The following is an 18,809-nucleotide window of genomic DNA, read 5'->3' as shown; positions in this document are numbered from 1 at the left end:
GGCGGCGCTCGATTTCACAGGCGCTGAAAATCCCAAGCCAGGAAAATCCCAGGCGCTAAAAATCTCAAGCCAGGAATATCCCTGGCACTGGAAAACCCAAGGCAGCCCCCCTCAGATCGACATCACCAACTGCCCACTATCAATCCGCAACTCCACCCCATTCACCGCCCGCGCCTCATCACTGGCCAGGTACAACACACTGGCCGCCACATCCTCAGGCAGGCACATGCGGTTCATCGGGTCACTGTCGATGGTCAGCCGCGCCGGGTCGACCCCTTCAGGAAAACCGCCACGGGTCATGTCGGTGAGCACACCATCCGGATGCAGCGAGTTGCAGCGAATGCGATAGCGACGACGCCGACAGAACGCCGCCACCGAGCGGGTCAGCGCCGCCACCGCGCCTTTCGAGGCGCTGTAGGCCAGGTAATCGTCACGCCCGGCCAGGGCCGCCACCGATGACAGGTTGATGATCGAACCACCCTGCTGTTTCATCAGCGCGATGCCCGCACGGCAGCCCAGGAACACGCTGGATGCATTGACCCGCATCAGCCGCTCCCAGTCGCGCAGTTCGGTGTCCTCGATGTTGCCGGGCTGCAGCATGCCGGCATTGTTGAGCAGGATATCCAGCCGGCCATGGCGCTCGGCAATAACCGCCATCACCCGCTGCCACTGCGCCTCATCGCTCGCATCATGAATGATGAAACTGGCCGCCGGGCCCAGCGCTTCGGCCAGGGCAAGCCCGGCCTGTTCATCGATATCGCTGATCAGCACCTGGGCGCCTTGCTCCACCAGCAGCCGTGCACTCGCCGCGCCGATGCCCTTGGCACCCCCCGTGACCAGGGCAACCTTGCCCTGCACCCGCCCGTTTCGTTCACTCATGACGCCACCTCGCAGTCCGTGTTCAAGCGTGCCCCGGCAACCACGGCGGCTCCGGCGCGACGCCCGGAAAACACGCAATCGGCCAGGGACAGGCCACTGATGTAAAGATGAGAAGGAATACCCAGCGCCGTGCGCCCGGCCGCGAACAACCCGGCGATGGCCTGGCCGTCGCCGTCCAGCACCGCGCCGCTGCCCTCGTCCACGCGCAGGCCACCGAGGGTCAAGGCGCCCAGCGGGAAGATCGGATTGCCCACCGAGATATCGCAGGCATAGAACGGCCCCTGCTCCAGCACCTGGCGCCCGCCCGCCGATTTGCCGAACGGGTCCGGCGCCTGGCCACGGGCCGCGGCATTGTTGGCGAGCAACGCCTGGCGCAGGTTTTCCGCGCGCATGCCGGTGGTTTGCGCCAACTGCTGCAGGCCCTTGCCCTTGCGCGCGCCCAGCAGCATCAGCACCAACGCCGGTAGCGCCTGGAACCACCAGTAACCGCCAAACAGCGCCTCGCGCAGGGCCTGCTTGCGCAACGGCGCATCGAGTACCAGCCAGGCTTGCCCGCCCTGCTCTTCCATCAACGGCTGGCCGAGGGTCGCGCCGTACACTTCTTCGTTGCAGAAGCGCTCGCCGGCGCGGTTGACCACGATGCCCTTGTGCCAGCTGTACGGCGGGTTGATGAAACGCCAGGCCGATACCCGCTGCAGGCGGTCGCTGGCCGCGCCGACGCTGAGGCCCAGGCGCAGGCCGCTGCCGTCGCAGCCGGTGGCGCCGACCTTGAAGTTGCGGCGGAACGCCGGTGCGTGGGCCTTGATCAGTTCGCGGTTGAAAATGAAGCCACCGGTGCTCAGGACCACCCCGTTCATTGCCCGCACCAGCCAGGGCCGGGCGTGCTTGTGTTCGAGCGCGCTCAACCGGCGACGCAAGCGGTCGCAGTAGCCCGGCATGAAGTTCTGCAGGCGTTCGGCGCGTGCCGCCAGCCGCGCATGCTCGCGCGCCTGCTTGCTGCCCGGTGCCAGGCGCCACAACTCTGCGCCGATCACCCGCCCCTGCCCGTCGAGTACCAGGCGCCGGGCAGCTGACTGCGGCAACGGCCGCACGCCGGCGCGCAGGCAAGCCGCCTGCAAGTGGCTGTACAGCACCGCGCCGCACTGGCCCTTGCCGACCGTGCGGTGGCCACGCGGCGCCGCCGGCTGCTGGCCGGCATAGGCCGGCACCAGTTCGTTGCCCGAGTAGTAGAGAAAGGCGCCGTCGGGCGGGTACGAGGTCTTGCCGCCAGGTGGCATCTGATGGGCGAACGGCGCACCGTGGCTTTCCAGCCATTGCAGGTTGGCGACGCTGTCGCGGCAGAAGCGCCACAGCGTGTCGTCACTGACCACGCCCTGGGTTTCATGCCGCAGGTAGTCGAACATCGCCTCGGGGCTGTCGTTGAAACCCGCCGCCTGTTGCTGTCGGGTCCCCCCGCCGGCATACACCACGCCACCACTGCGGGCGCTGGCACCGCCGCCGGTGAAGCGGTCGGCGACCATCACATCGGCGCCCTCGGCGCGTGCCTGCAGCGCCGCGCAGGCGCCGGCGGCGCCCCAGCCGATCACCAGCACATCGCACTGCGCCTGCCATTGCAACGCCGCCGCGTCGGCCACCTCCAACGGTTCGAGAATCGCGGTGACGGCGCTGCTCATGCCACCTCCCGGCGCGATGCGGCCAAGTGGTTGGCGGCCACGTAGGCAAAGGTCATGGCCGGGCCCAGGGTACCGCCGGCACCGGGGTAGCTGGTGCCCATCACCGAGGCCGAACAGTTGCCGATGGCATACAGGCCGGCAATCACCGAGCCGTCTTCACGCAGCACCTGGGCCTGGGCATTGGTCAGCAGGCCGCCCTTGGTGCCGATGTCACCGGCATCCAGGCGCATGGCGTAGTACGGCCCCTTGCGCAGTGGCGCCAGGCACGGGTTGGGCTTGATGTTGCAGTCGCCGTAGTAACGGTCGAAGACATTGCCACCGCGGCCGAAGTCCAGGTCGACACCGGTACGGGCATAGTCGTTGACCTTGGCCACGGTGCCGGCCAGGCCCTGGGCGTCGACGCCGATCTTGTCGGCCAGGGCCTCCAGGCTGTCGGCCTTCCAGTACAGGGTGTCGCGCCACTCCGGGCGCAGGCGGCTGTCGGGCATGACCTGGGCCGGCATCAGCGGGCCCATGGCGTAGTTGAAGCGGAAGTGGCCGTCGAAGATCACCCAGGCCGGTACCGAGCCACCGCCGGTGCGGGCATTGTCGCGGTGCATGGCGTCGACGAATTCCAGGTACGGCGCCGCCTCGTTGACGAAGCGCTGGCCCTGGCCATTGACCACGATGGCCCCGGGGAAGGCGCGCTCGGCGAAGATGCCCCGGGGCTTGTCTTCGCCGGGCACGGCGATGGTCGGCGCCCACCAGGCCCAGTCCATCAACGCGGTGGCCGCGCCTTGGGCCAGGCCGGCCTGCAGCGCGGCGCCGGTGTTGTTGCCCGGTGGCGTGGCGCTCCAGGCCATGCGCGTGGGCTTGGGCAGGTACTGTTCACGCAGGGCCTGGTTCTGCTCGAAGCCACCAGAGGCCAGGATCACCCCATGCCGGGCCTGCAAGGCGAGTTCGCGGCCCTCGCGGTAGATGCGCACGCCGCTGACCCGGCCCTGCTCCACGATCAGTTCACGGAAATCGCTGTTCAGCCACAGCGGCACGTTGCGGTCCATCAGCGAGCGGCGCAGCGAACAAACCAACGAGCTGCCCAGGGCGGCGCGGCGGTCGAAGCGGCTTTTGCGGCGCCACTTGAAGTCGAGCTTGTAGCGCAGCATCAGCCGCAGGATCAGCAGGCGCCAGCCAAAACCACGGGCCATGGCCTTGTGCGCATCCCGTGCGGTCCAGGCGATACGGCCCATCAGCAGGGTCGAGGGTGACGGCTTGCGCAGGTTGTCCAGTTCGGCGCCGAGCAGGCTGCTGTCGAACAGTTCCGGGTCGAGGGTGCGCCCGCCGGGTAAGGCGCCGGGCAGGTGCGGGTAGTAATCCGGGTACTTCGCCGCCACCGCGTAGCGCACACGGCTGCAGCGGGTGAGCGCCTCGATCATCTTCGGCGCGTTGTCCAGGTAGGCCTGCAGGCGGGCCGGCTCGACCTGGCCACCCGCGGCGGCATCGAGGTAGCGGCGCGCCTGCTCGACACTGTCGTTGCCGCCCTGGCGGGCGAAATAGTGGTTGTTGGGGATCCAGATGCCGCCCCCGGAAATGGCCGAGGTGCCACCGAACTTGTCGCTCTTTTCCAGAACCAGCACGCTGAAGCCCTGGTCGGCAAGGAACACCGCCGAGGTCATCGCGCCGGCCCCTGAGCCGACCACTATCACGTCGTACTGGGTTTGAGACTGATCTTGAGCCGTCATTGTTGTTGTGCCATTCGCTAAGGTCAGGGAGGAGCCGCCAGCACCCTCGCGGTGCGGCTGGCGGCGTGCATCCCATGATCGGCGCTGGCTGACGGGCACTCATCGTCAAAGCGGACTAGGCGCTACAGCTGCGCCCGCCGCCCAGCCCACGGGCGGTCCTGCTCCAGCTGGCTGGCCAGGCGCAGCAGCAGGTCTTCGCCGCCGAGCCGGGCGGTGAACAGCATGCCCACCGGCAAGCCGCTGTCGCTCTGCCCCAGTGGCAGCGACAGCGATGGCTGGCCGCTGACGTTGGCCAGCACGGTGAAGCCGGCGCTGCCCATCGCCCGCTGGGCGTAGCTGTCCCAGGGCTGGTCGAGGCTGAGCTGGCCCAGGGCCGGGGTGAGGTTGGCGGTGACCGGCGAGAGGATCACATCGAAGCGGGTGAACGGCTGCTCCATCGCCGCGCCGATGCGCTCGAAGCTTTGCCGGGCGCGGTACATCGCCTCGCCATTGGTGGCGCGGGCGCGCTCCAGCACCACCTGGGTGATCTGCTCCAGGTCGCCCGGGCCGGCTGCACGGCCCAGCGCCTGCTCGCGCTCGTGCACCAGGGTAGTCAGCGCGGTGCCAATCACCGTGCCATGGGCGCCGAACAGTTCGCGCGGGTCCACGGACAGCTGCAACTCTTCGAGCTCATGACCGAGGCCCAGCAACTGCTTGATGGTCTGTTCAAGGGTGGCGGCAATCGCAGGGTCCAGCGGTGCACCGGTCAACGACTGGCGCACCACGGCCACGCGCAATTTGCCCGGGGCACGCTGCAACTCATCGACGTAGGGGCGCTGCAGCGGCGCACTCCAGTAGGCGCTGCCGGCCTCGTGGCCCTGCCCGGCATCGAGGAACAGCGCGGTGTCACGCAGCGTGCGCGACACCACATTGCCGACGCTGGCACCGAACCAGCCCTCGAAATGCAGCGGGCCACTGGGCGTGCGGTAGCGGCTGGGCTTGAGCCCGACCAGGCCGCAGTACGACGCCGGGATGCGGATCGAGCCGCCGCCGTCGGTGGCATGGGCCACCGGGACGATGCCAGCGGCCACCGCTGCGGCGGCGCCACCGGATGAGCCGCCAGCGCTCATGGCCAGGTTCCACGGGTTGTGGGTCTGGCCCCAGAGCAGCGATTCGGTGGTGGTGGTCAGGCCGAATTCCGGGCAGGTGGTCTTGCCGAACGGCACCGCGCCGGCCTGCTCGTAGCGGGCGATCAGGGTGCTGGTGACCGTGGCCGGCGGCGCATCGCGGAACAGCCGGCAGCCATGGCTGGTCGGCGTGCCTTGCAGGTAGGTGTTGAGGTCCTTGAGCAGCAGCGGCACGCCGGCCAGCGCGCCCTTGGCGCTGTCGCCAGCTGCGCGGCGACGGGCCAGCAGGGCTTGGGCGTAAGCCTCGTGCAGCATGTTCACGGCGCCGACCCTTGGGTTGACGGCGGCATACCGGGCCAGTGCGGCGGCCAGCAGCTCTTCGCCACTGAGGCTGCCGGCACGCACCGCCTCGGCCATGGCCCAGGCGTCCAGGCCTTGGTAGTCAGCGGCAGACAGGCCGGTGGCTGCGGCGTCGGCATAGCGCCCCAGCACGCCAACGCCCAGGCCGACAGCCCCGGCCTTGAGCACGCTGCGACGTGACCAGCTGGAGGTAGCAGTGGAATGCGGATCTTGGGTCTGATTACTCATGGCGTCCTGTTCTTCATTGTTGTTATTACGCATCAGTCGGCAGTGACCTGGGCCAGCATGGCGGCGAGGTAGTGCTCGCCATAGGGTGGCAGCAGCCCCCACTCGCGGCGCGGGTCGTGCGCCGGGACCTGGAACACGCTGCGCAGGTGGCTGAACTGGAGGAACCCCTCGCGGCCGTGATAATGCCCCATGCCCGAGGCGCCGACACCGCCAAACGGCGCGTCGTGCAGGGCGGCATGCATCATCACGTCGTTGAGCGTCACCCCGCCAGACAGCGTGTGGTCGAGCACCCACTGTTGCTCCTGCGGGTCTTCACCGAAGTAGTACAGCGCCAGCGGCCGGGGCCGGCGGTTGATCTGGGCAATGGCCTCGTCCAGCGCGTCATAGGCCAGCACCACCAGCGCCGGGCCGAAGATTTCTTCGTGCATGATCTGCGCCTGCTCGGGCGGGTTGACCACCACGCTCAACGGCCGACGGCGTTCACCCGCGCTGCAGGGGGCCACCTCGGGCATCGTCTCGACACGCACACCAAGCTGCTGCGCATCCTGCACCAACGCCGCGACCCGCGCCAGGTGCCGGGCATTGACCACGGCCACCACATCCGGGTTGCCGGCCACGCTCGGGTTGAGGGCACTGTAGGCGGCGCGCAGCTCGGCGAGGAAGCCTTCCAGCTTCGCCCGGGGCACATAGACCAGGTCCGGGTTGATGCAGATCTGCCCGGCATTGGTAGCCTTGGCCACGGCAATGCTGAACGCGGCCTTGGCCGGGTCGGCACTGGTGGAGACGATCACCGGCGACTTGCCGCCCAGCTCCAGGGTCACCGGCACCAGATTCTGCGCGGCATTGGCCATCACCTTACGACCTACCGCCGTGCTGCCGGTGAACACCAGGTGATCGAACGGTTGGGCGGTGAAGGCATCGGCCAGCTCCGGGCCGCCGGTCACTACCGCCACCTCCAGCGGGTCAAGGTGCGCGGCGCACAGTTCGGCGACCAGAGCCGCGGTACGCGGCAGCACCTCGGAGGGTTTGAGGATGGCCCGGTTGCCGGCGGCAAGGGCCGATGCCAGCGGGCTGAACAGGGTGTACAGCGGGGCATTCCAGGTGCCGATGATGCCCACCGTGCCCTTGGGCTGGTAACGCACCCAGGCCTTGGCGCCGAGCTGGTCGTAGGGGGCGAAAGGCGCCCTGGGCTCATCGGCCATCCACTGCTGCAGGTGATCCCTGGCGTGCTTGAGGCTGGCCAGGGCACCGAGCACATCGTTCATCAGGCTGAAGCCGGCAGGCCGGCCGCCGAAATCCTCGTCGATGGCCTGGGTCAGGCTCTGATGGTGGCGCACCAGCAGGTCGATCACCTGCTGCAGGCGCTGGCGACGGCGTTCGGCGGTGACGGCGCCCTCGCTGACGAAGGCGCTTTGCTGCCGCGATAACAGACCGCTGAGCGCCTGGACCGATGACGAAACGGGTGGCATGGGTGTCTCCTCTGGCTGTTGACTGCGCCCGATGCGCATGGCGCCACACTAGCCATGGCGCGGGGGCTGCGCCTCGTCCGATCGGACCAGAATCGAGCAACTGCGTTAGTCCGTTGAGACGATGCCCAGCAAGGCCTGCAGGCCAATACTGGGCGCACAAAAGCCACCCCGCATGAGGCCAGCCATGGCAACCCCACAGATCGGTTTCGACCCCCAGGCCTTCCGCGCCGCACTTGGCACCTTCACCACCGGTGTCACCATCATCACCTCCCAGGGCGAAGACGGCGCGCCCGTGGGCATTACCGCCAACAGCTTCAACTCGGTTTCGCTGAACCCGCCACTGGTGTTGTGGAGCCTGTCCAAGCAGGCGCGCAGCCTGCCGGCGTTCAGCAACGGCAAGCACTGGAACGTGCATGTATTGTCGATCGGGCAAGAGAAGCTGTCTGGCCGCTTCGCCACCCAGGGCGAGGACAAGTTTGCCGAAGTCGAGCTCGACAACGGCATCAGCGATGCCCCGCTGCTGCAGGACTGCACCGCGCGCTTCCAGTGCCGCACTGCCTTCCAGTATGAAGGCGGCGACCATGTGATCTTCGTTGGCGAGGTGCTGGCCTTCGACCATAGCGACCGCGCACCGCTGGCCTTCCAGAGCGGCCAGTACGCCCTGGCCACGCGCAAGCCGCGCAGCGAGCTGCGCCTGGCCACCACGCCGCCGCCACCGGAATGCAGCTACACCGAAGACCTGCTCGGCTACCTGCTCGGCCGCGGCCACTACCAGGTGCTCAACCAGTTGCGCCAACTGCTCAGCAACCAGCAACTGGATGAACAGGCGTTCTTCGTGCTGGCGGTGCTGTCGATCCGCGACAACCTGACCTTGGGCGAACTCAACACCTTCGTCAGCTACACCGGCCACGTGGTCACCCTGGCCGGCATGCGCTTCCTCGAACGCCAGGGCCTGGTGGCCATCGAAGGCGATGCTGCACAGTTGCGCTTCGTGCTGACCGCCAATGGCCGCGAGCTGTCGTTGCAGCAGGTGGCGCTGGCCAAGGTGGTGGAGGAAGACCTCATCGGCAAGCTCGGTGAGGCCGATGCCCAGGCGCTGAAGGTGTTGCTCAAGCGCCTGATCGTGGTCAGCGACCCCGGCCTGCCGGACCTGTGGGCACCGCGATGAGCAGCGCCACGCCTACCCTGCCGCCCACCACGGTCGGCTGGCGCAGCCATGGCCTGCTGCTGTTGCTGGCGGCCGTGTTCGCCGACAACTTCGTCGGCCGGCAAATCCTGGCGGTGATGTTCGAGCCGATCAAGGCCGAGTTCCAGGTCGGTGACAGCGCGCTGGGCCTGATCTCGGGCCTGGCCTTCGCGGCCGTCTATGCCCTGCTCGGCTTGCCGGCCGGGCGCCTGGTCGACCGCCTGCCACGGCTGCGCCTGCTGGCGCTGGCCTGCCTGCTGTGGGCGCTGGCCACCATGAGCTGCGGGCTGGCGGGCAGTTTCGTGGTGCTGGCCCTGGCGCGCATGCTGGTGGCGGTGAGCGAAGCGCCGACCACCTCGGCATCGCTGTCGCTGATTGCCGACCTGTACCCGCCGCAGCGGCGCTCGTTTGCTATCAGCTGCTTCACCGCCGCACCGACCTTTTCGTCGATCATCGGCCTGAGCATCGGCGCCTGGGTAGTCGAGCAATATGGCTGGCGCACGGCGTTCATCGCCCTCGGGCTGCCGGCCCTGGCCTTTGCCGTCATCCTTGGGCTGCTGGTGCGCGAACCGGCGCGTGGCCGCTGGGACCTGAATGCCCATCCAGCACCGGCGCCGCGCCTCGGCCTTGGCGCCGAAGCCCGCGCACTGTGGGCGCTGGCGCCGTACCGCTGGCTGATCCTCGCGGGCGGGCTGACCACCCTGGGCTCGTATGCCGTGGCCATGTGGAACACCAGCTTCCTGGTGCGCTCCCATGGCCTGTCACTGCGCGATGCCGGCATGCTCGCTGGCGTGGTCTGCGGCAGCGCTGCCGGCGTTGGCGGGCTGTTCAGCGGCTGGCTGAGCGACCGCCTGGCCCACCGGGGCGCGCACTGGCAATTGTCACTGCCGATACTGGGCCACCTTGCGGCACTCTCGGCACTGGCCAGCTACCTGCTGTGGCCCAGCGAGCGGCTGATGTACCTGGGCGCCTTGCCGGTACCGGTGGCCATGCTGTGGTGTGCGCTGTACAGCTTCTTTGCCGTGTGGTGGGTGGCGCCGTCGTACAACCTGGTCACGCAACTGGTGGCGCCACAACAGCGCGGCACGGCCATGGCCCTGCAGACCATCGTCAGCACCCTGCTGGGCGTGGGGGCCGGCCCGCTGCTGACGGGCCTGCTCAGCGACCTGCTGCAACCGCTGTTCGGCGTGCAGTCGCTGCGCTACGCGCTGTTGCTGGTGAGCCTGCCGGTGCTCGGGGCGGTGCTGCTGTTGCTGCGCACGTCCCTGCATGTGCAGGCCGATGTCAGCGATCAGCGCACTTTCAGCAGGTGATCCAAGGACAACCTGCCCGCCCCTCGCGCAATCAACAGCAGGAGCAGGCCTGCCCAGGTCAGGTGGGTGGGCCATGCATCGGGGTAGACGAACACTTCGATCACCGTGGTCATGCCCAGCAGCGCCAGGGCCGACAGGCGGGTCATCAGGCCCAGCACCAGCAGCAACGAGAACAGGTGCTCGGAATAGGTGGCCAGGTGTGCCGCCAGCCAGGGGGAAATCAACGGCAGCGCGTATTCGGTGCGAAACAGCTCATAGGTGCCCGGCGTGATGGTCAGCAAGCCTTCGACCTTGGTTCGCCCGGAAAGGAAGAACACCGAGGCAATGCCGAAGCGCGCAACCAGGCACAAGACGCTGTCGCCCAGAAGCTGTTGCAGGGCATCGGCAAAGCGGTTCCAGGCGTGCCGCAGGTTGCTGGCCAAGGGCGTGGGGTGGACATGGTCCATGGTGGTTTCCTCAAGGAAAGCTCAGCGGGCGGAAGACCTGTGTAGTGATCAGGCGGCCGAGCAGGTCGCCGAAGTCCAGGTCCGGTTGGGTGTGTTGGGCATGCTGTGAGGCCTGCTCCAGGGACTGCCCGGCTGCGCAGGCCTGCAGAAACGCGCAGCCGCCCTGCTCCAGCGACTGGTGAGCAACGCCCTCGGGGCCGCCGACGAACAACACCCCTTCGCCGGCCCACGGCAGTTCGTCTGCCCACTCCAGCTGCTCGCGGCCGCAGCGCCAGAGGCGGTAGGCTGGATGCGCCTCACACCAGTGCCAGCGGGCATTGCTGCGGGGGTACAGGACGCTGCGTGCCAGGTCGCTGGCCGTCATGCCCGCCAGTTCGGTCAGGTTGAGGCAAGGCGCATCCAGCGCGCTGAAGGCCTCGTTCCAGCAGGCATCCAGCCGCGCAACGTCGGCCAGGTACGGCACACCGTGTTGGGCCTGCGCCTGCTCGATAAAGTCGGCGAAGGCCGCGCCGTAATGGATCAGCCGGGGATCGTCGGGCGGCGCTTGCCGGGCATAGGCCGCTGCGGCAGCCTCCATCCATTGGCGCCCGACCAGGGTCAGGACGCTGGGGAAATTGGCACACAACGCTTCCACGCAGCCGGCCATGACCGTGTTGCGGTACACCGCGAACGCCGGTTGTTCGATGAGCGCCGCCAGCCCTGGCGCCGGGCGCCCCTGCAACGCGGCGCAGAAGGCGTCCTGGAACTGGCTCAAGGTGAAGTTCATGGCTGCACTCCAAGGCTATCAAGGGTCGCCTGGGCGATGGCCCGTTCGCCCAGCAGTTCATTGAACAGCGGGACATTGCCATCACGCTCGACCAGCGTCGGGCGCGGGCCGATGCGGGCGATCAGGCGCCGGTAAAGCGCCCAGACCGGCTCGGCGACACGCGCATCGTGCGAGTCGACCAACAGGCTGCCTTGTGCGTCGTGGCTGTAACCGGCCAGGTGGACTTCGCTGATCGCCTGTGCCGGAAAGCGGTCCAGGTAATCGCTGGCACTGAAGCCCAGGTTGTGCGCACTGACGTACACGTTGTTGACGTCCAGCAGCAGCCCGCAACCGGTACGCCGGGCCAGTTCGGCAAGGAAGTCGATTTCGTCCCATTCATGCCCGTCCAGCTGCAGGTAATGGCTGGGGTTCTCGATCGAGATCCGCCGCCCCAGCGCTTCCTGGCTGCGCTGGATGTTGCGGCTGATGCGGGCCAGGGCCTCACTGCTGCGCGGGAACGGCAGCAGGTCGGGGTGATAGGCGCCGCGCCAGGTCGACCAGGCCAGGTGCTCGGACACCAGCACCGGCCTGACCTGGTCGATCAGCGTGCGCAAACGCTGCAGGTGCTGCGGGTCCGGGTCGGCATCGGCCGCCAGCGACAGCGCCACGCCGTGCAGCGACAGCGGGTGGTGCTCGGCGATGCGCAACAGCCAGGCAAGGCGCGGGCCGCCGACCATGTAGTTCTCCGGGTGAACCTCGAACCAGAGCCCTTCGGCGCGGCACGCGAGCGCCTGGTCAAAGTGCTCGGCCTTGAGCCCGACCCCGGCGCCCAGTGCTGCATTCCCGTTCATGGTCGGCCTCCCCTGCTCAGGCCTTGGTCGGCGTCAGCGAACCCATGCCGTTCGGGGTCTTGATCGAAGTGCAGGTGCCGGCCGGGACGTTCTTCCAGTGCATGCCGTCGTAATCCTTCTTGGCAGAACCGGCGCAGGTGGTGCCGGCACCTGCCTTGCAGTCGTTCTTGCCGGCCATGGCGACGCCATAGCACTTTTCCATGGCGGCGCCGCTGCCGGCCGGCTGGGTGGGGGTGGCTGCCAGGGCAGCGCTTGCCAGCGACGCGAGGGCCAGGGCAGCGGTGGCGAGGGCTAAGGTTTTCATGCTGAAGTCTCCAGAGTGGGTGGCCGTGGCACTTTTACCGGCGGCTCATGGAGTAGTTCGTGGCGTGCGCGGATCCGGTTACAGCCCTGGAAAAATTTTTCGCTCAAGTGGCTGCAGCGACCTAAGGTTTCACTCACAGAAAATGCACCCAGGGTGTAACCCAGGCGGCCCATGCAGCGAACTGACTCACAGGCAGTATTTGATGCGCGCGAAGCCCAGCTGCAAGCCTTGCTGCTGGCCGGGCTGGCGGGCGACGCGCAGGCCTACCGGGCCTTCCTCGCCGCCCTGGCGCTGCATATCCGGGCGTTTCTACGACGGCGCCTGGCCAGCCGCCCGGCCGAGATCGAGGACCTGCTGCAGGAGGTGCTGCTGGCAGTGCACAACGCACGGCATACTTATCAGGCACAACAGCCGCTGACCGCCTGGGTGCAGGCGATTGCCCGCTACAAGCTGGTCGACTACCTGCGCAGCAGGGCCCGCTTTGATGCCCATAACGCGCCACTGGATGACGACGCCGAGCTGTTCGCCAGCAGCGATGCCGAACCGGCCGAAGCCAGCCGCGACCTGGCCAGGCTGCTGCAACAGCTGCCCGAGCGCCAGCGGTTGCCGATCGTCCATGTCAAGTTGCAGGGGCTGTCGGTGGAAGAAACCGCGCAACTGACCGGGCTTTCCAGCTCAGCGGTCAAGGTGGGCATACACCGCGGCCTGAAGGCACTGGCCAGGTTGATTGGAGGTAAGAGCGACAATGAAGACCGATGACCTGATCACCCTGCTGGCCGCAGGCGAAGGCCCGGTGCAGCAAAACGCTACGGGCCGGCGCCTGGGGCTGGCCGTGCTGCTTGGCGGCCTGGCGGCCGTGCTGATGACCTTGGCCATTTATGGCGTACGCAGCGACCTGGCCGAGGTGGCGCGCACGCCGCTGTTCTGGGCCAAGGTGGCGTTGCCCAGCAGCCTGGCGGTGCTCGGGCTGTGGCTGACCAGCCGGCTGGCCAAACCTGGCGTGCGCGGTGGCCTGGCCTGGGGGCTGCTGGGCCTGCCCTTGCTGCTGCTGTGGCTGGGCGCAGCGCTGAGCCTGGCCGGCGCCCCGCTGGATGCACGCGCCGACCTGCTGTTGGGCCGTACCTGGCGCACCTGCGCGCTGAACATCACCTTGCTGTCGCTGCCAGGGCTGGTCAGCGTGTTCTGGGCCTTGCGCGGCCTGGCCCCGACCCGTTTGCGCCAGGCTGGAGCCGCTGGCGGCCTGCTGGCCGGGTCGACGGCGACCTTGGCCTACTGCCTGCACTGCCCGGAGATGGGCGTGCCGTTCTGGGGCCTGTGGTACGTGCTTGGCATGCTGCTGCCGACCGCGCTCGGCGCGTGGCTGGGCCCGCGCCTGCTGCGCTGGTGACGCCTGTCAGATCCGCCGCAACCAGCCGATGAACTGGGCGAACAGCTCCGATTGCGAGTTGATGTCCAGCTTCAGGTAGAGGTTCTTGCGGTGCATCCGCACGGTCTCGGGTGAAATCCCCAGTTCATGGGCCGTGGATTTCACCGAGTGCCCCTGCAACACCATCTGCGCCACTTGCCGCTCGCGCTCGGTCAGTACCCCGCAACCAAAGCTGTCGAACGCGGCCTGCACGCTCCCTTTCGCTTCTGGCTGCTGCTCCAGGCCGTGCCGGGCAAAGCGCATCAGCAGCTCGCGCACCATCGGTTCCACCGCCTGCAACAGGTGCAGTTGTTCCACACCCAGGCGCGCACCGCTGCAGCCCTGGAACAGGCTCAGGGAAATCTTGCTGTCGTTGCCCAGGTCGACGATGAAATAGCTGTCCTCGCTGCAGCCGGTGCCCAGGTAGTAGGTCTTGTAGTAGTCGCTGTCGAAAAAGTTGTCCGGGGCGATGTCTTCCAGGTGGTAGAAACCCTGCGCCAGGCCCTTCTGCACCGCCAGGCAGAACGGGTCGAGCAGGTAGCCCGCGGCGAAATAGCGCTCCAGCACCGCCTCGTGGTAGCGGGCCAGGATGCCCTGCTGATACAGCAGCTGCGGCGGCTGGCCCTTGCGTTCGAGGCTGATCAGCATCGACTCGGCCGCCACCAGCTGGCTGATGGCCGCCGCCAACCAGGCCAGCGCGTCCGGGCCGTCGCTGTGGGCGAAGGCTTGTTGCAGGGCGCCGTGCCATTGCTGCAGGGCATGAAACGGCAGGTTTATTGTGGTGTTTTCGTGTGCTCGGCTCATGCCCCGCAGTCTACCGGCCGGGGCACGCGCGTGCATCTTTGGCAGAAGGTCGATCATTGGCCTTGATACAGGCCCTGCTCGGTCAGTTCCTGGGCCGCTTCGAGAATGCAGCTGCGCAGGGTGTCGACGATCTCGTCGACCTGGGCGTGGGTGATGATCAGCGGCGGCGACATCACGTTCAGGTGCATGATCGGGCGCACCAGCAGCCCCTTGGCCTGGGCCCGCACGTGGATGCGCTCGCCGATGTTCACCGCGTCGGGGAACAGCGCCTTGGTCTGCTTGTTGGCGACGAATTCGACACAGGCCATCAGCTTCATGCAGCGCACCTGGCCAACCAGCGGCAGCTCGGCGAGGGTCTGCAGGCGCTGCTCCAGGTAGCTGCCGACAGCGTTGACGTGGGCCAGCAGGTTTTCCCGCTCGATGATCTCGATGTTCTTCAGCGCCGCCACGCAGCACACCGGGTGGCCGCTGTAGGTGAAGCCGTGGGTGAAGCAGCGGCCCTTGCCCGGCTCGGCGATGACCTTCCAGATGCGCGCTGAGAAGATGCACGCGCCCAGTGGCAGGTAGGCCGAGGTCAGGCCCTTGGCGGTGGTGATGATGTCCGGGGTGACGCCGAACAGCGCTTCGGAGGCGAAGAAGGTGCCCAGGCGGCCGAACGAGGTGACCACTTCGTCAGCGACAAAGAGGATGTCGTAGGTCTGGCACACCTGCCACATGCGCTGGAAGTAGCCCTCGGGCGGGATGATCACCCCGCCCGAACCCATGATCGGTTCGGCGAAGAAAGCCGCGACGTTGTCCGCGCCCAGGGAGAGGATCTTGTCTTCGAACTCGGCCACCAGGAAGTCGAGGAACTCGGCCTCGTCCATGTCGTCCGCCGCCCGGTAGAAGTTGGGGTTGGAGACGTGGTGGATCAGCTCGTGGGCGTAGTCGAACTCCGGCACCCGGTCGGCGGCCTTGTTGCCGATCGACATGGTCAGGCAGGTCGAGCCGTGGTAGGCGTTGTAGCGGGCGATCACATGCTTCTTGTGCGGCTTGCCGCGGCAGTTCTGGTAGTACTGGATCAGCCGGTAGGCGGTGTCCACGGCGGTGGAGCCGCCGGTGGTGAGGAACACATGGTCGAGGTCGCCGGGCGCCAGGCTCGCGAGCTTCTGGCACAGTTCGATGGCTTTCGGGTTGGCCATGTCCGAGAACGGGTTGGAATAGGCCAGCTGGCGCACCTGGTCGGCGATGGCCAAAGCCATTTCTTCGCGGCCCAGGCCGATGTTGGTGCACCACATGCCGCCGACGGCGTCGAGGAAGCGGTTGCCCTGGGTGTCGTGGATGTAGGCGCCATCACCGGCCTGGATGTTCAGCGCGCCCTGCTCGGCATGCTCGTCGAACATGTGGTAGCCATGCATGTAGTGGGCTTTGTCGGCTTTCACCAGCTGATCGTTGTGCGCGGTGGCGGCCAAGGGGCGAGTCGGGGTAGCCATAAGCAATTCCTTGTCGGATCGGTACGGTGAAAGGAGTCAGATGCCGGTCTTGACCGTGCTCCAGACCCGGGTGATGGCGCGCATGGCCTGCGGATCCTGGGACTTCTGGGTGAACAACCGCTCACGGGTCTGCTCGTCGGGGTAGATGGCCGGGTCGTTGCGGATATCGGCCTGCACCAGCGGCGTGGCGGCCGCGTTGCTGTTGGCGTAGTGGATGTAGTTGGTCACGTCGGCCATGGTTTCAGGTTGCAGCAGGTATTCGATGAAGCGGTGGGCGTTGGCCACGTGGGGCGCATCGTTGGGCAGGTAGAGGCTGTCGAACCAGATCAGCGAGCCTTCCTTGGGAATGAAGAACGCCAGGTTGATGTCCTTCTTCGCCTCCACCGCGCGGGCCTGGGCGGTGGCGTAGTCGCCGGACCAGGTCAGGGCCATGCACACGTCACCGTTGGGCAGGCTGGTGAGGTAGTTCACCGAGTCGAATTTCTTGATGTAGGGGCGGATGCCCATGAGCACGTCCTGGGCGGCCTTGAGGTCGGCCGGTTTGGCGCTCTGCGGGTCTTTGCCGAGGTACTTGAGGGCCAGCGGGATGACTTCGCTGGGCGCGTCCATCACGGTCACGCCGCAGTCGGCGAAGCGCGAGACGATCTTCGGGTCGAACAGCATGGCCAGCGAGCCGATGGGCGCGTCGGGCATGCGCTGCTTGATCTTGTCGACGTTGTAGGTGATGCCGGAGCTGCCCCAGGTGTAGGGCGCCGAGTAGACCATGCCGGGGTCGAAGGCTTGCAGGCTCTGCACCACCTGCGGGTCGAGGTTGGCCCAGCTGGGCAGCTTGCTCTTGTCCAGCGGCTGGAACACCCCGGCCTTGATCAGCGGTGGCACCAGCGAGCCATTGAGCATCACCAGGTCGTAGCCGGAGCGGCCGGTGAGCAGTTTCGTCTGGACCGTCTCGTAGCCGTCGAAGGTGTCGTAGATCACCTTGATACCGGTTTGTTTTTCAAAATCGGCGAGGGTGTTTTCGCCGATGTAGTCGGTCCAGTTGTACAACCTGAGCGTATTGCTGGTGTCTGGTTCGCTGGCCAGGGCGGCCGTGGCGGAACAACACATCAGCAGACTGGAAATCACCTTCAATGCCTTGCGCATAGCAACTCCATCGTGTGATCAGGATCGGCTCGGGTGAGCGGATGGAGCCACTATCGGGGGGATTGGGCCACGGGGCCATAACCCGAATGGGTGGGGTCGCGCATAAATAGGCTGAACTTATATATCCATACGTTAAATCGATTTTATTTATGCACAGTGCACTGCAAGGATGCGTGACACAGGGCGCACCTTGCTCGGCGCCCTTTTCGGTCCCTTTCTGGAGAAGCACGATGCGCCCTTTCTGGCTGGAACAAGCCCTGAACAATCAGCCCGATGAACCCTGCCCGCCCCTGCGCCAGGACACCCGCGCCGATGTCTGCATTGTCGGCGGCGGCTACACCGGCCTGTGGACCGCCATCATGCTCAAGGAACAGAACCCCGAACTCGATGTGGTCATCGTCGAAGCGGACATCTGCGGCGCGGGGGCCAGTGGGCGCAACGGCGGTTGTGCGCTGTCCTGGTCGGCGAAGTTCTTTACCTTGGAGCGTTTGTTCGGGCTCGAAGAGGCCGTGCGCCTGGTCAAGGCGTCGGAGCAGAGCATTTATGCGATCGGCGACTTCTGCAAAAAGTACGGCGTGGATGCCGACTACCGTCTGGACGGCACGCTGTACACCTCGACCAGCCAGGCCCAGGTCGGCTCCACCGACGCGGTGGTCGCCGCGCTGGAGCGCCATGGCATCAACACCTTCAGCAAACGCCCGCTCGCCGACGTGCAACGGATGGCGGGCTCGGCCCAACACCTGGAAGGCTGGTACTCGCCCGCAGCGGCCAGCGTACAACCGGCCAAGCTGGTGCGTGGCCTGCGCCGCGTGGCACTGGGGCTGGGCGTGCGCATCCATGAAGGCACGCCGATGGTCGGCCTGGACGAAGGGCAGCCAGCCACGGTCATCACACCCCACGGCAAAGTCACCTGCGCCAATGGGGTGCTGGCGATCAATGCCTGGATGGCCCGGACCTTCCCACAGTTCTCGCGTTCGGTGGCGATTGTCTCAAGCGACATGATCATCACCGAGCCTCGCCCGGACCTGCTGGAACGCATCGGCCTGACCAGCGGCGTGACCGTGCTCGACTCGCGGATCTTCGTTCACTACTACCACAACACCCCGGACGGGCGACTCATGCTGGGCAAAGGGGGCAATACCTTCGCCTTCGGCGGGCGCATGCTGCCGGTATTCGACCAGCCATCACCCTATGCGAACCTGCTGCGCAATTCGTTGGAAAAGTTCTTCCCGGCATTCACCGGCGTCGATATCGCGGCAACCTGGAACGGCCCTTCAGATCGTTCGGTCACCGGCTTGCCGTTCTTCGGCCGCATGGGCGCCAAGGGCAATATCTTCTATGGCTTCGGGTATTCCGGCAGTGGTGTGGGCCCCTGTCACATGGGCGGTCAGATCTTGTCGTCGCTGGTGCTCGGGCTGGATAACCCCTGGACTCGCTCGCCGTTGCTCAACGGCCCGCTCGGGCATTTTCCACCGGAACCCATCCGTTACCTGGGGTCATTGATGGTACGCAATGCCATTCGCCGCAAGGAGCGTGCCGAGGACCTTGGCCGGCGCCCTCGCCGGCTGGATGTTCAGTTGGCCAAGTTTGCTGCTGCGGCCGGCAAGGCGGACAAGGCGTGAGTGCTCGAGCCCCCCGGGGCTGCTTTGCAGCCCATCGCCGGCAAGCGCGGCTCCCACCTTGATCGGCGTACACAGGACCTGTGGGAGC

Annotated in this window: 17 protein-coding genes; 5 read left to right on the top strand and 12 right to left on the bottom strand. The window is 66.9% G+C overall.

Annotation, left to right across the window (positions count from 1 at the left end):
* Nucleotides 1-111: 111 nt before the first annotated feature.
* The 5 genes from ABE528_RS26110 to ABE528_RS26090 form a co-directional block, all read right to left on the bottom strand.
* On the bottom strand, nucleotides 112-879 hold the full coding sequence (locus tag ABE528_RS26110; protein WP_346654494.1) for an SDR family oxidoreductase: 768 nt from the start codon (nucleotides 877-879) through the stop codon (nucleotides 112-114).
* The gene (locus ABE528_RS26105) at nucleotides 876-2,552 is read right to left on the bottom strand and encodes an FAD-binding protein (protein WP_346654493.1); all 1,677 of its coding nucleotides are present in this window, start codon (nucleotides 2,550-2,552) and stop codon (nucleotides 876-878) included. The genes ABE528_RS26110 and ABE528_RS26105 overlap by 4 nt, the downstream gene beginning before the upstream one ends.
* Nucleotides 2,549-4,270: an FAD-binding protein gene (locus tag ABE528_RS26100; RefSeq protein ID WP_346654492.1), complete on the bottom strand. Its 1,722-nt coding sequence runs from the start codon at nucleotides 4,268-4,270 to the stop codon at nucleotides 2,549-2,551. The genes ABE528_RS26105 and ABE528_RS26100 overlap by 4 nt, the downstream gene beginning before the upstream one ends.
* Nucleotides 4,271-4,392: 122 nt before the next feature.
* The gene (locus ABE528_RS26095) at nucleotides 4,393-5,964 is read right to left on the bottom strand and encodes an amidase family protein (protein ID WP_346654491.1); all 1,572 of its coding nucleotides are present in this window, start codon (nucleotides 5,962-5,964) and stop codon (nucleotides 4,393-4,395) included.
* Between the two features lie 32 nt (nucleotides 5,965-5,996).
* On the bottom strand, nucleotides 5,997-7,433 hold the full coding sequence (locus ABE528_RS26090) for a coniferyl aldehyde dehydrogenase (RefSeq protein ID WP_346654490.1): 1,437 nt from the start codon (nucleotides 7,431-7,433) through the stop codon (nucleotides 5,997-5,999).
* A gap of 184 nt (nucleotides 7,434-7,617) precedes the next feature.
* On the opposite strand from ABE528_RS26090, the gene ABE528_RS26085 reads away from it, so the two are divergent.
* Together ABE528_RS26085 and ABE528_RS26080 are read left to right on the top strand one after the other, a co-directional pair.
* A complete protein-coding gene (locus ABE528_RS26085) occupies nucleotides 7,618-8,601 on the top strand; it encodes a flavin reductase (protein WP_152954340.1) in 984 nt (327 codons plus the stop codon).
* Entirely contained in the window at nucleotides 8,598-9,932 is a 1,335-nt protein-coding gene (locus ABE528_RS26080) for an MFS transporter (protein ID WP_346654489.1), read from the top strand. The genes ABE528_RS26085 and ABE528_RS26080 overlap by 4 nt, the downstream gene beginning before the upstream one ends.
* Here the strand turns inward: ABE528_RS26080 and ABE528_RS26075 are convergent.
* From ABE528_RS26075 to ABE528_RS26060, 4 genes are read right to left on the bottom strand one after another with little or no spacing between them, the layout of a single operon-like run.
* Nucleotides 9,911-10,378 carry a DoxX family protein gene (locus ABE528_RS26075; protein ID WP_346654488.1) on the bottom strand — a complete coding sequence of 156 codons (468 nt, stop codon included), beginning with the start codon at nucleotides 10,376-10,378 and terminating at the stop codon, nucleotides 9,911-9,913. The two genes, ABE528_RS26080 and ABE528_RS26075, sit on opposite strands and share 22 nt — an antisense overlap.
* Nucleotides 10,379-10,388: 10 nt before the next feature.
* Nucleotides 10,389-11,144: a DNA-binding domain-containing protein gene (locus ABE528_RS26070; protein WP_346654487.1), complete on the bottom strand. Its 756-nt coding sequence runs from the start codon at nucleotides 11,142-11,144 to the stop codon at nucleotides 10,389-10,391.
* Nucleotides 11,141-11,974: a DUF692 domain-containing protein gene (locus tag ABE528_RS26065; RefSeq protein WP_346654486.1), complete on the bottom strand. Its 834-nt coding sequence runs from the start codon at nucleotides 11,972-11,974 to the stop codon at nucleotides 11,141-11,143. Before ABE528_RS26065 ends, ABE528_RS26070 begins: the two co-directional genes overlap by 4 nt.
* A gap of 16 nt (nucleotides 11,975-11,990) precedes the next feature.
* The gene (locus ABE528_RS26060; protein WP_152954331.1) at nucleotides 11,991-12,278 is read right to left on the bottom strand and encodes a DUF2282 domain-containing protein; all 288 of its coding nucleotides are present in this window, start codon (nucleotides 12,276-12,278) and stop codon (nucleotides 11,991-11,993) included.
* A 171-nt stretch (nucleotides 12,279-12,449) separates the two neighbouring features.
* Between ABE528_RS26060 and ABE528_RS26055 the strand changes: the two genes are divergently transcribed.
* Nucleotides 12,450-13,037, top strand: a complete 588-nt coding sequence (locus tag ABE528_RS26055; RefSeq protein WP_152954329.1) for a sigma-70 family RNA polymerase sigma factor — start codon at nucleotides 12,450-12,452, stop codon at nucleotides 13,035-13,037.
* Complete coding sequence (locus tag ABE528_RS26050) at nucleotides 13,024-13,665, top strand: DUF1109 domain-containing protein (protein ID WP_346654485.1); 642 nt, start codon at nucleotides 13,024-13,026, stop codon at nucleotides 13,663-13,665. The genes ABE528_RS26055 and ABE528_RS26050 overlap by 14 nt, the downstream gene beginning before the upstream one ends.
* Before the next feature lie 6 nt (nucleotides 13,666-13,671).
* Here ABE528_RS26050 and ABE528_RS26045 read toward each other — a convergent pair whose 3' ends face one another.
* The 3 genes from ABE528_RS26045 to ABE528_RS26035 are packed head-to-tail and all read right to left on the bottom strand — an operon-like array spanning nucleotide 13,672 to nucleotide 17,099.
* On the bottom strand, nucleotides 13,672-14,487 hold the full coding sequence (locus ABE528_RS26045; RefSeq protein WP_346654484.1) for a LuxR C-terminal-related transcriptional regulator: 816 nt from the start codon (nucleotides 14,485-14,487) through the stop codon (nucleotides 13,672-13,674).
* Between the two features lie 53 nt (nucleotides 14,488-14,540).
* Nucleotides 14,541-15,959 carry an aminotransferase gene (locus ABE528_RS26040; RefSeq protein ID WP_346654483.1) on the bottom strand — a complete coding sequence of 473 codons (1,419 nt, stop codon included), beginning with the start codon at nucleotides 15,957-15,959 and terminating at the stop codon, nucleotides 14,541-14,543.
* Between the two features lie 36 nt (nucleotides 15,960-15,995).
* A complete protein-coding gene (locus ABE528_RS26035; RefSeq protein ID WP_346654482.1) occupies nucleotides 15,996-17,099 on the bottom strand; it encodes a polyamine ABC transporter substrate-binding protein in 1,104 nt (367 codons plus the stop codon).
* A gap of 230 nt (nucleotides 17,100-17,329) precedes the next feature.
* Between ABE528_RS26035 and ABE528_RS26030 the strand changes: the two genes are divergently transcribed.
* Nucleotides 17,330-18,721: an FAD-dependent oxidoreductase gene (locus ABE528_RS26030; RefSeq protein WP_346654481.1), complete on the top strand. Its 1,392-nt coding sequence runs from the start codon at nucleotides 17,330-17,332 to the stop codon at nucleotides 18,719-18,721.
* Nucleotides 18,722-18,809: the final 88 nt, after the last annotated feature.

The sequence above is a fragment of the Pseudomonas sp. TWI628 genome (genome assembly GCF_039673865.1).
GTDB lineage: Bacteria > Pseudomonadota > Gammaproteobacteria > Pseudomonadales > Pseudomonadaceae > Aquipseudomonas.
This window is presented reverse-complemented; position numbering and strand designations above follow the sequence as displayed.

What these genes read in the sequence shown, in the direction of transcription:
- ABE528_RS26065 (WP_346654486.1), bottom strand. Translation starts at nt 11,974, where the DNA reads ATGAACGGGAATGCAGCACTGGGCGCCGGGGTCGGGCTCAAGGCCGAG.
- ABE528_RS26030 (WP_346654481.1), top strand. Translation starts at nt 17,330, where the DNA reads ATGCGCCCTTTCTGGCTGGAACAAGCCCTGAACAATCAGCCCGATGAA.
- ABE528_RS26110 (WP_346654494.1), bottom strand. Translation starts at nt 879, where the DNA reads ATGAGTGAACGAAACGGGCGGGTGCAGGGCAAGGTTGCCCTGGTCACG.
- ABE528_RS26085 (WP_152954340.1), top strand. Translation starts at nt 7,618, where the DNA reads ATGGCAACCCCACAGATCGGTTTCGACCCCCAGGCCTTCCGCGCCGCA.
- ABE528_RS26080 (WP_346654489.1), top strand. Translation starts at nt 8,598, where the DNA reads ATGAGCAGCGCCACGCCTACCCTGCCGCCCACCACGGTCGGCTGGCGC.
- ABE528_RS26105 (WP_346654493.1), bottom strand. Translation starts at nt 2,552, where the DNA reads ATGAGCAGCGCCGTCACCGCGATTCTCGAACCGTTGGAGGTGGCCGAC.
- ABE528_RS26095 (WP_346654491.1), bottom strand. Translation starts at nt 5,964, where the DNA reads ATGAGTAATCAGACCCAAGATCCGCATTCCACTGCTACCTCCAGCTGG.
- ABE528_RS26060 (WP_152954331.1), bottom strand. Translation starts at nt 12,278, where the DNA reads ATGAAAACCTTAGCCCTCGCCACCGCTGCCCTGGCCCTCGCGTCGCTG.
- ABE528_RS26100 (WP_346654492.1), bottom strand. Translation starts at nt 4,270, where the DNA reads ATGACGGCTCAAGATCAGTCTCAAACCCAGTACGACGTGATAGTGGTC.
- ABE528_RS26075 (WP_346654488.1), bottom strand. Translation starts at nt 10,378, where the DNA reads ATGGACCATGTCCACCCCACGCCCTTGGCCAGCAACCTGCGGCACGCC.
- ABE528_RS26045 (WP_346654484.1), bottom strand. Translation starts at nt 14,487, where the DNA reads ATGAGCCGAGCACACGAAAACACCACAATAAACCTGCCGTTTCATGCC.
- ABE528_RS26090 (WP_346654490.1), bottom strand. Translation starts at nt 7,433, where the DNA reads ATGCCACCCGTTTCGTCATCGGTCCAGGCGCTCAGCGGTCTGTTATCG.
- ABE528_RS26040 (WP_346654483.1), bottom strand. Translation starts at nt 15,959, where the DNA reads ATGGCTACCCCGACTCGCCCCTTGGCCGCCACCGCGCACAACGATCAG.
- ABE528_RS26055 (WP_152954329.1), top strand. Translation starts at nt 12,450, where the DNA reads ATGCAGCGAACTGACTCACAGGCAGTATTTGATGCGCGCGAAGCCCAG.
- ABE528_RS26070 (WP_346654487.1), bottom strand. Translation starts at nt 11,144, where the DNA reads ATGAACTTCACCTTGAGCCAGTTCCAGGACGCCTTCTGCGCCGCGTTG.
- ABE528_RS26035 (WP_346654482.1), bottom strand. Translation starts at nt 17,099, where the DNA reads ATGCGCAAGGCATTGAAGGTGATTTCCAGTCTGCTGATGTGTTGTTCC.
- ABE528_RS26050 (WP_346654485.1), top strand. Translation starts at nt 13,024, where the DNA reads ATGAAGACCGATGACCTGATCACCCTGCTGGCCGCAGGCGAAGGCCCG.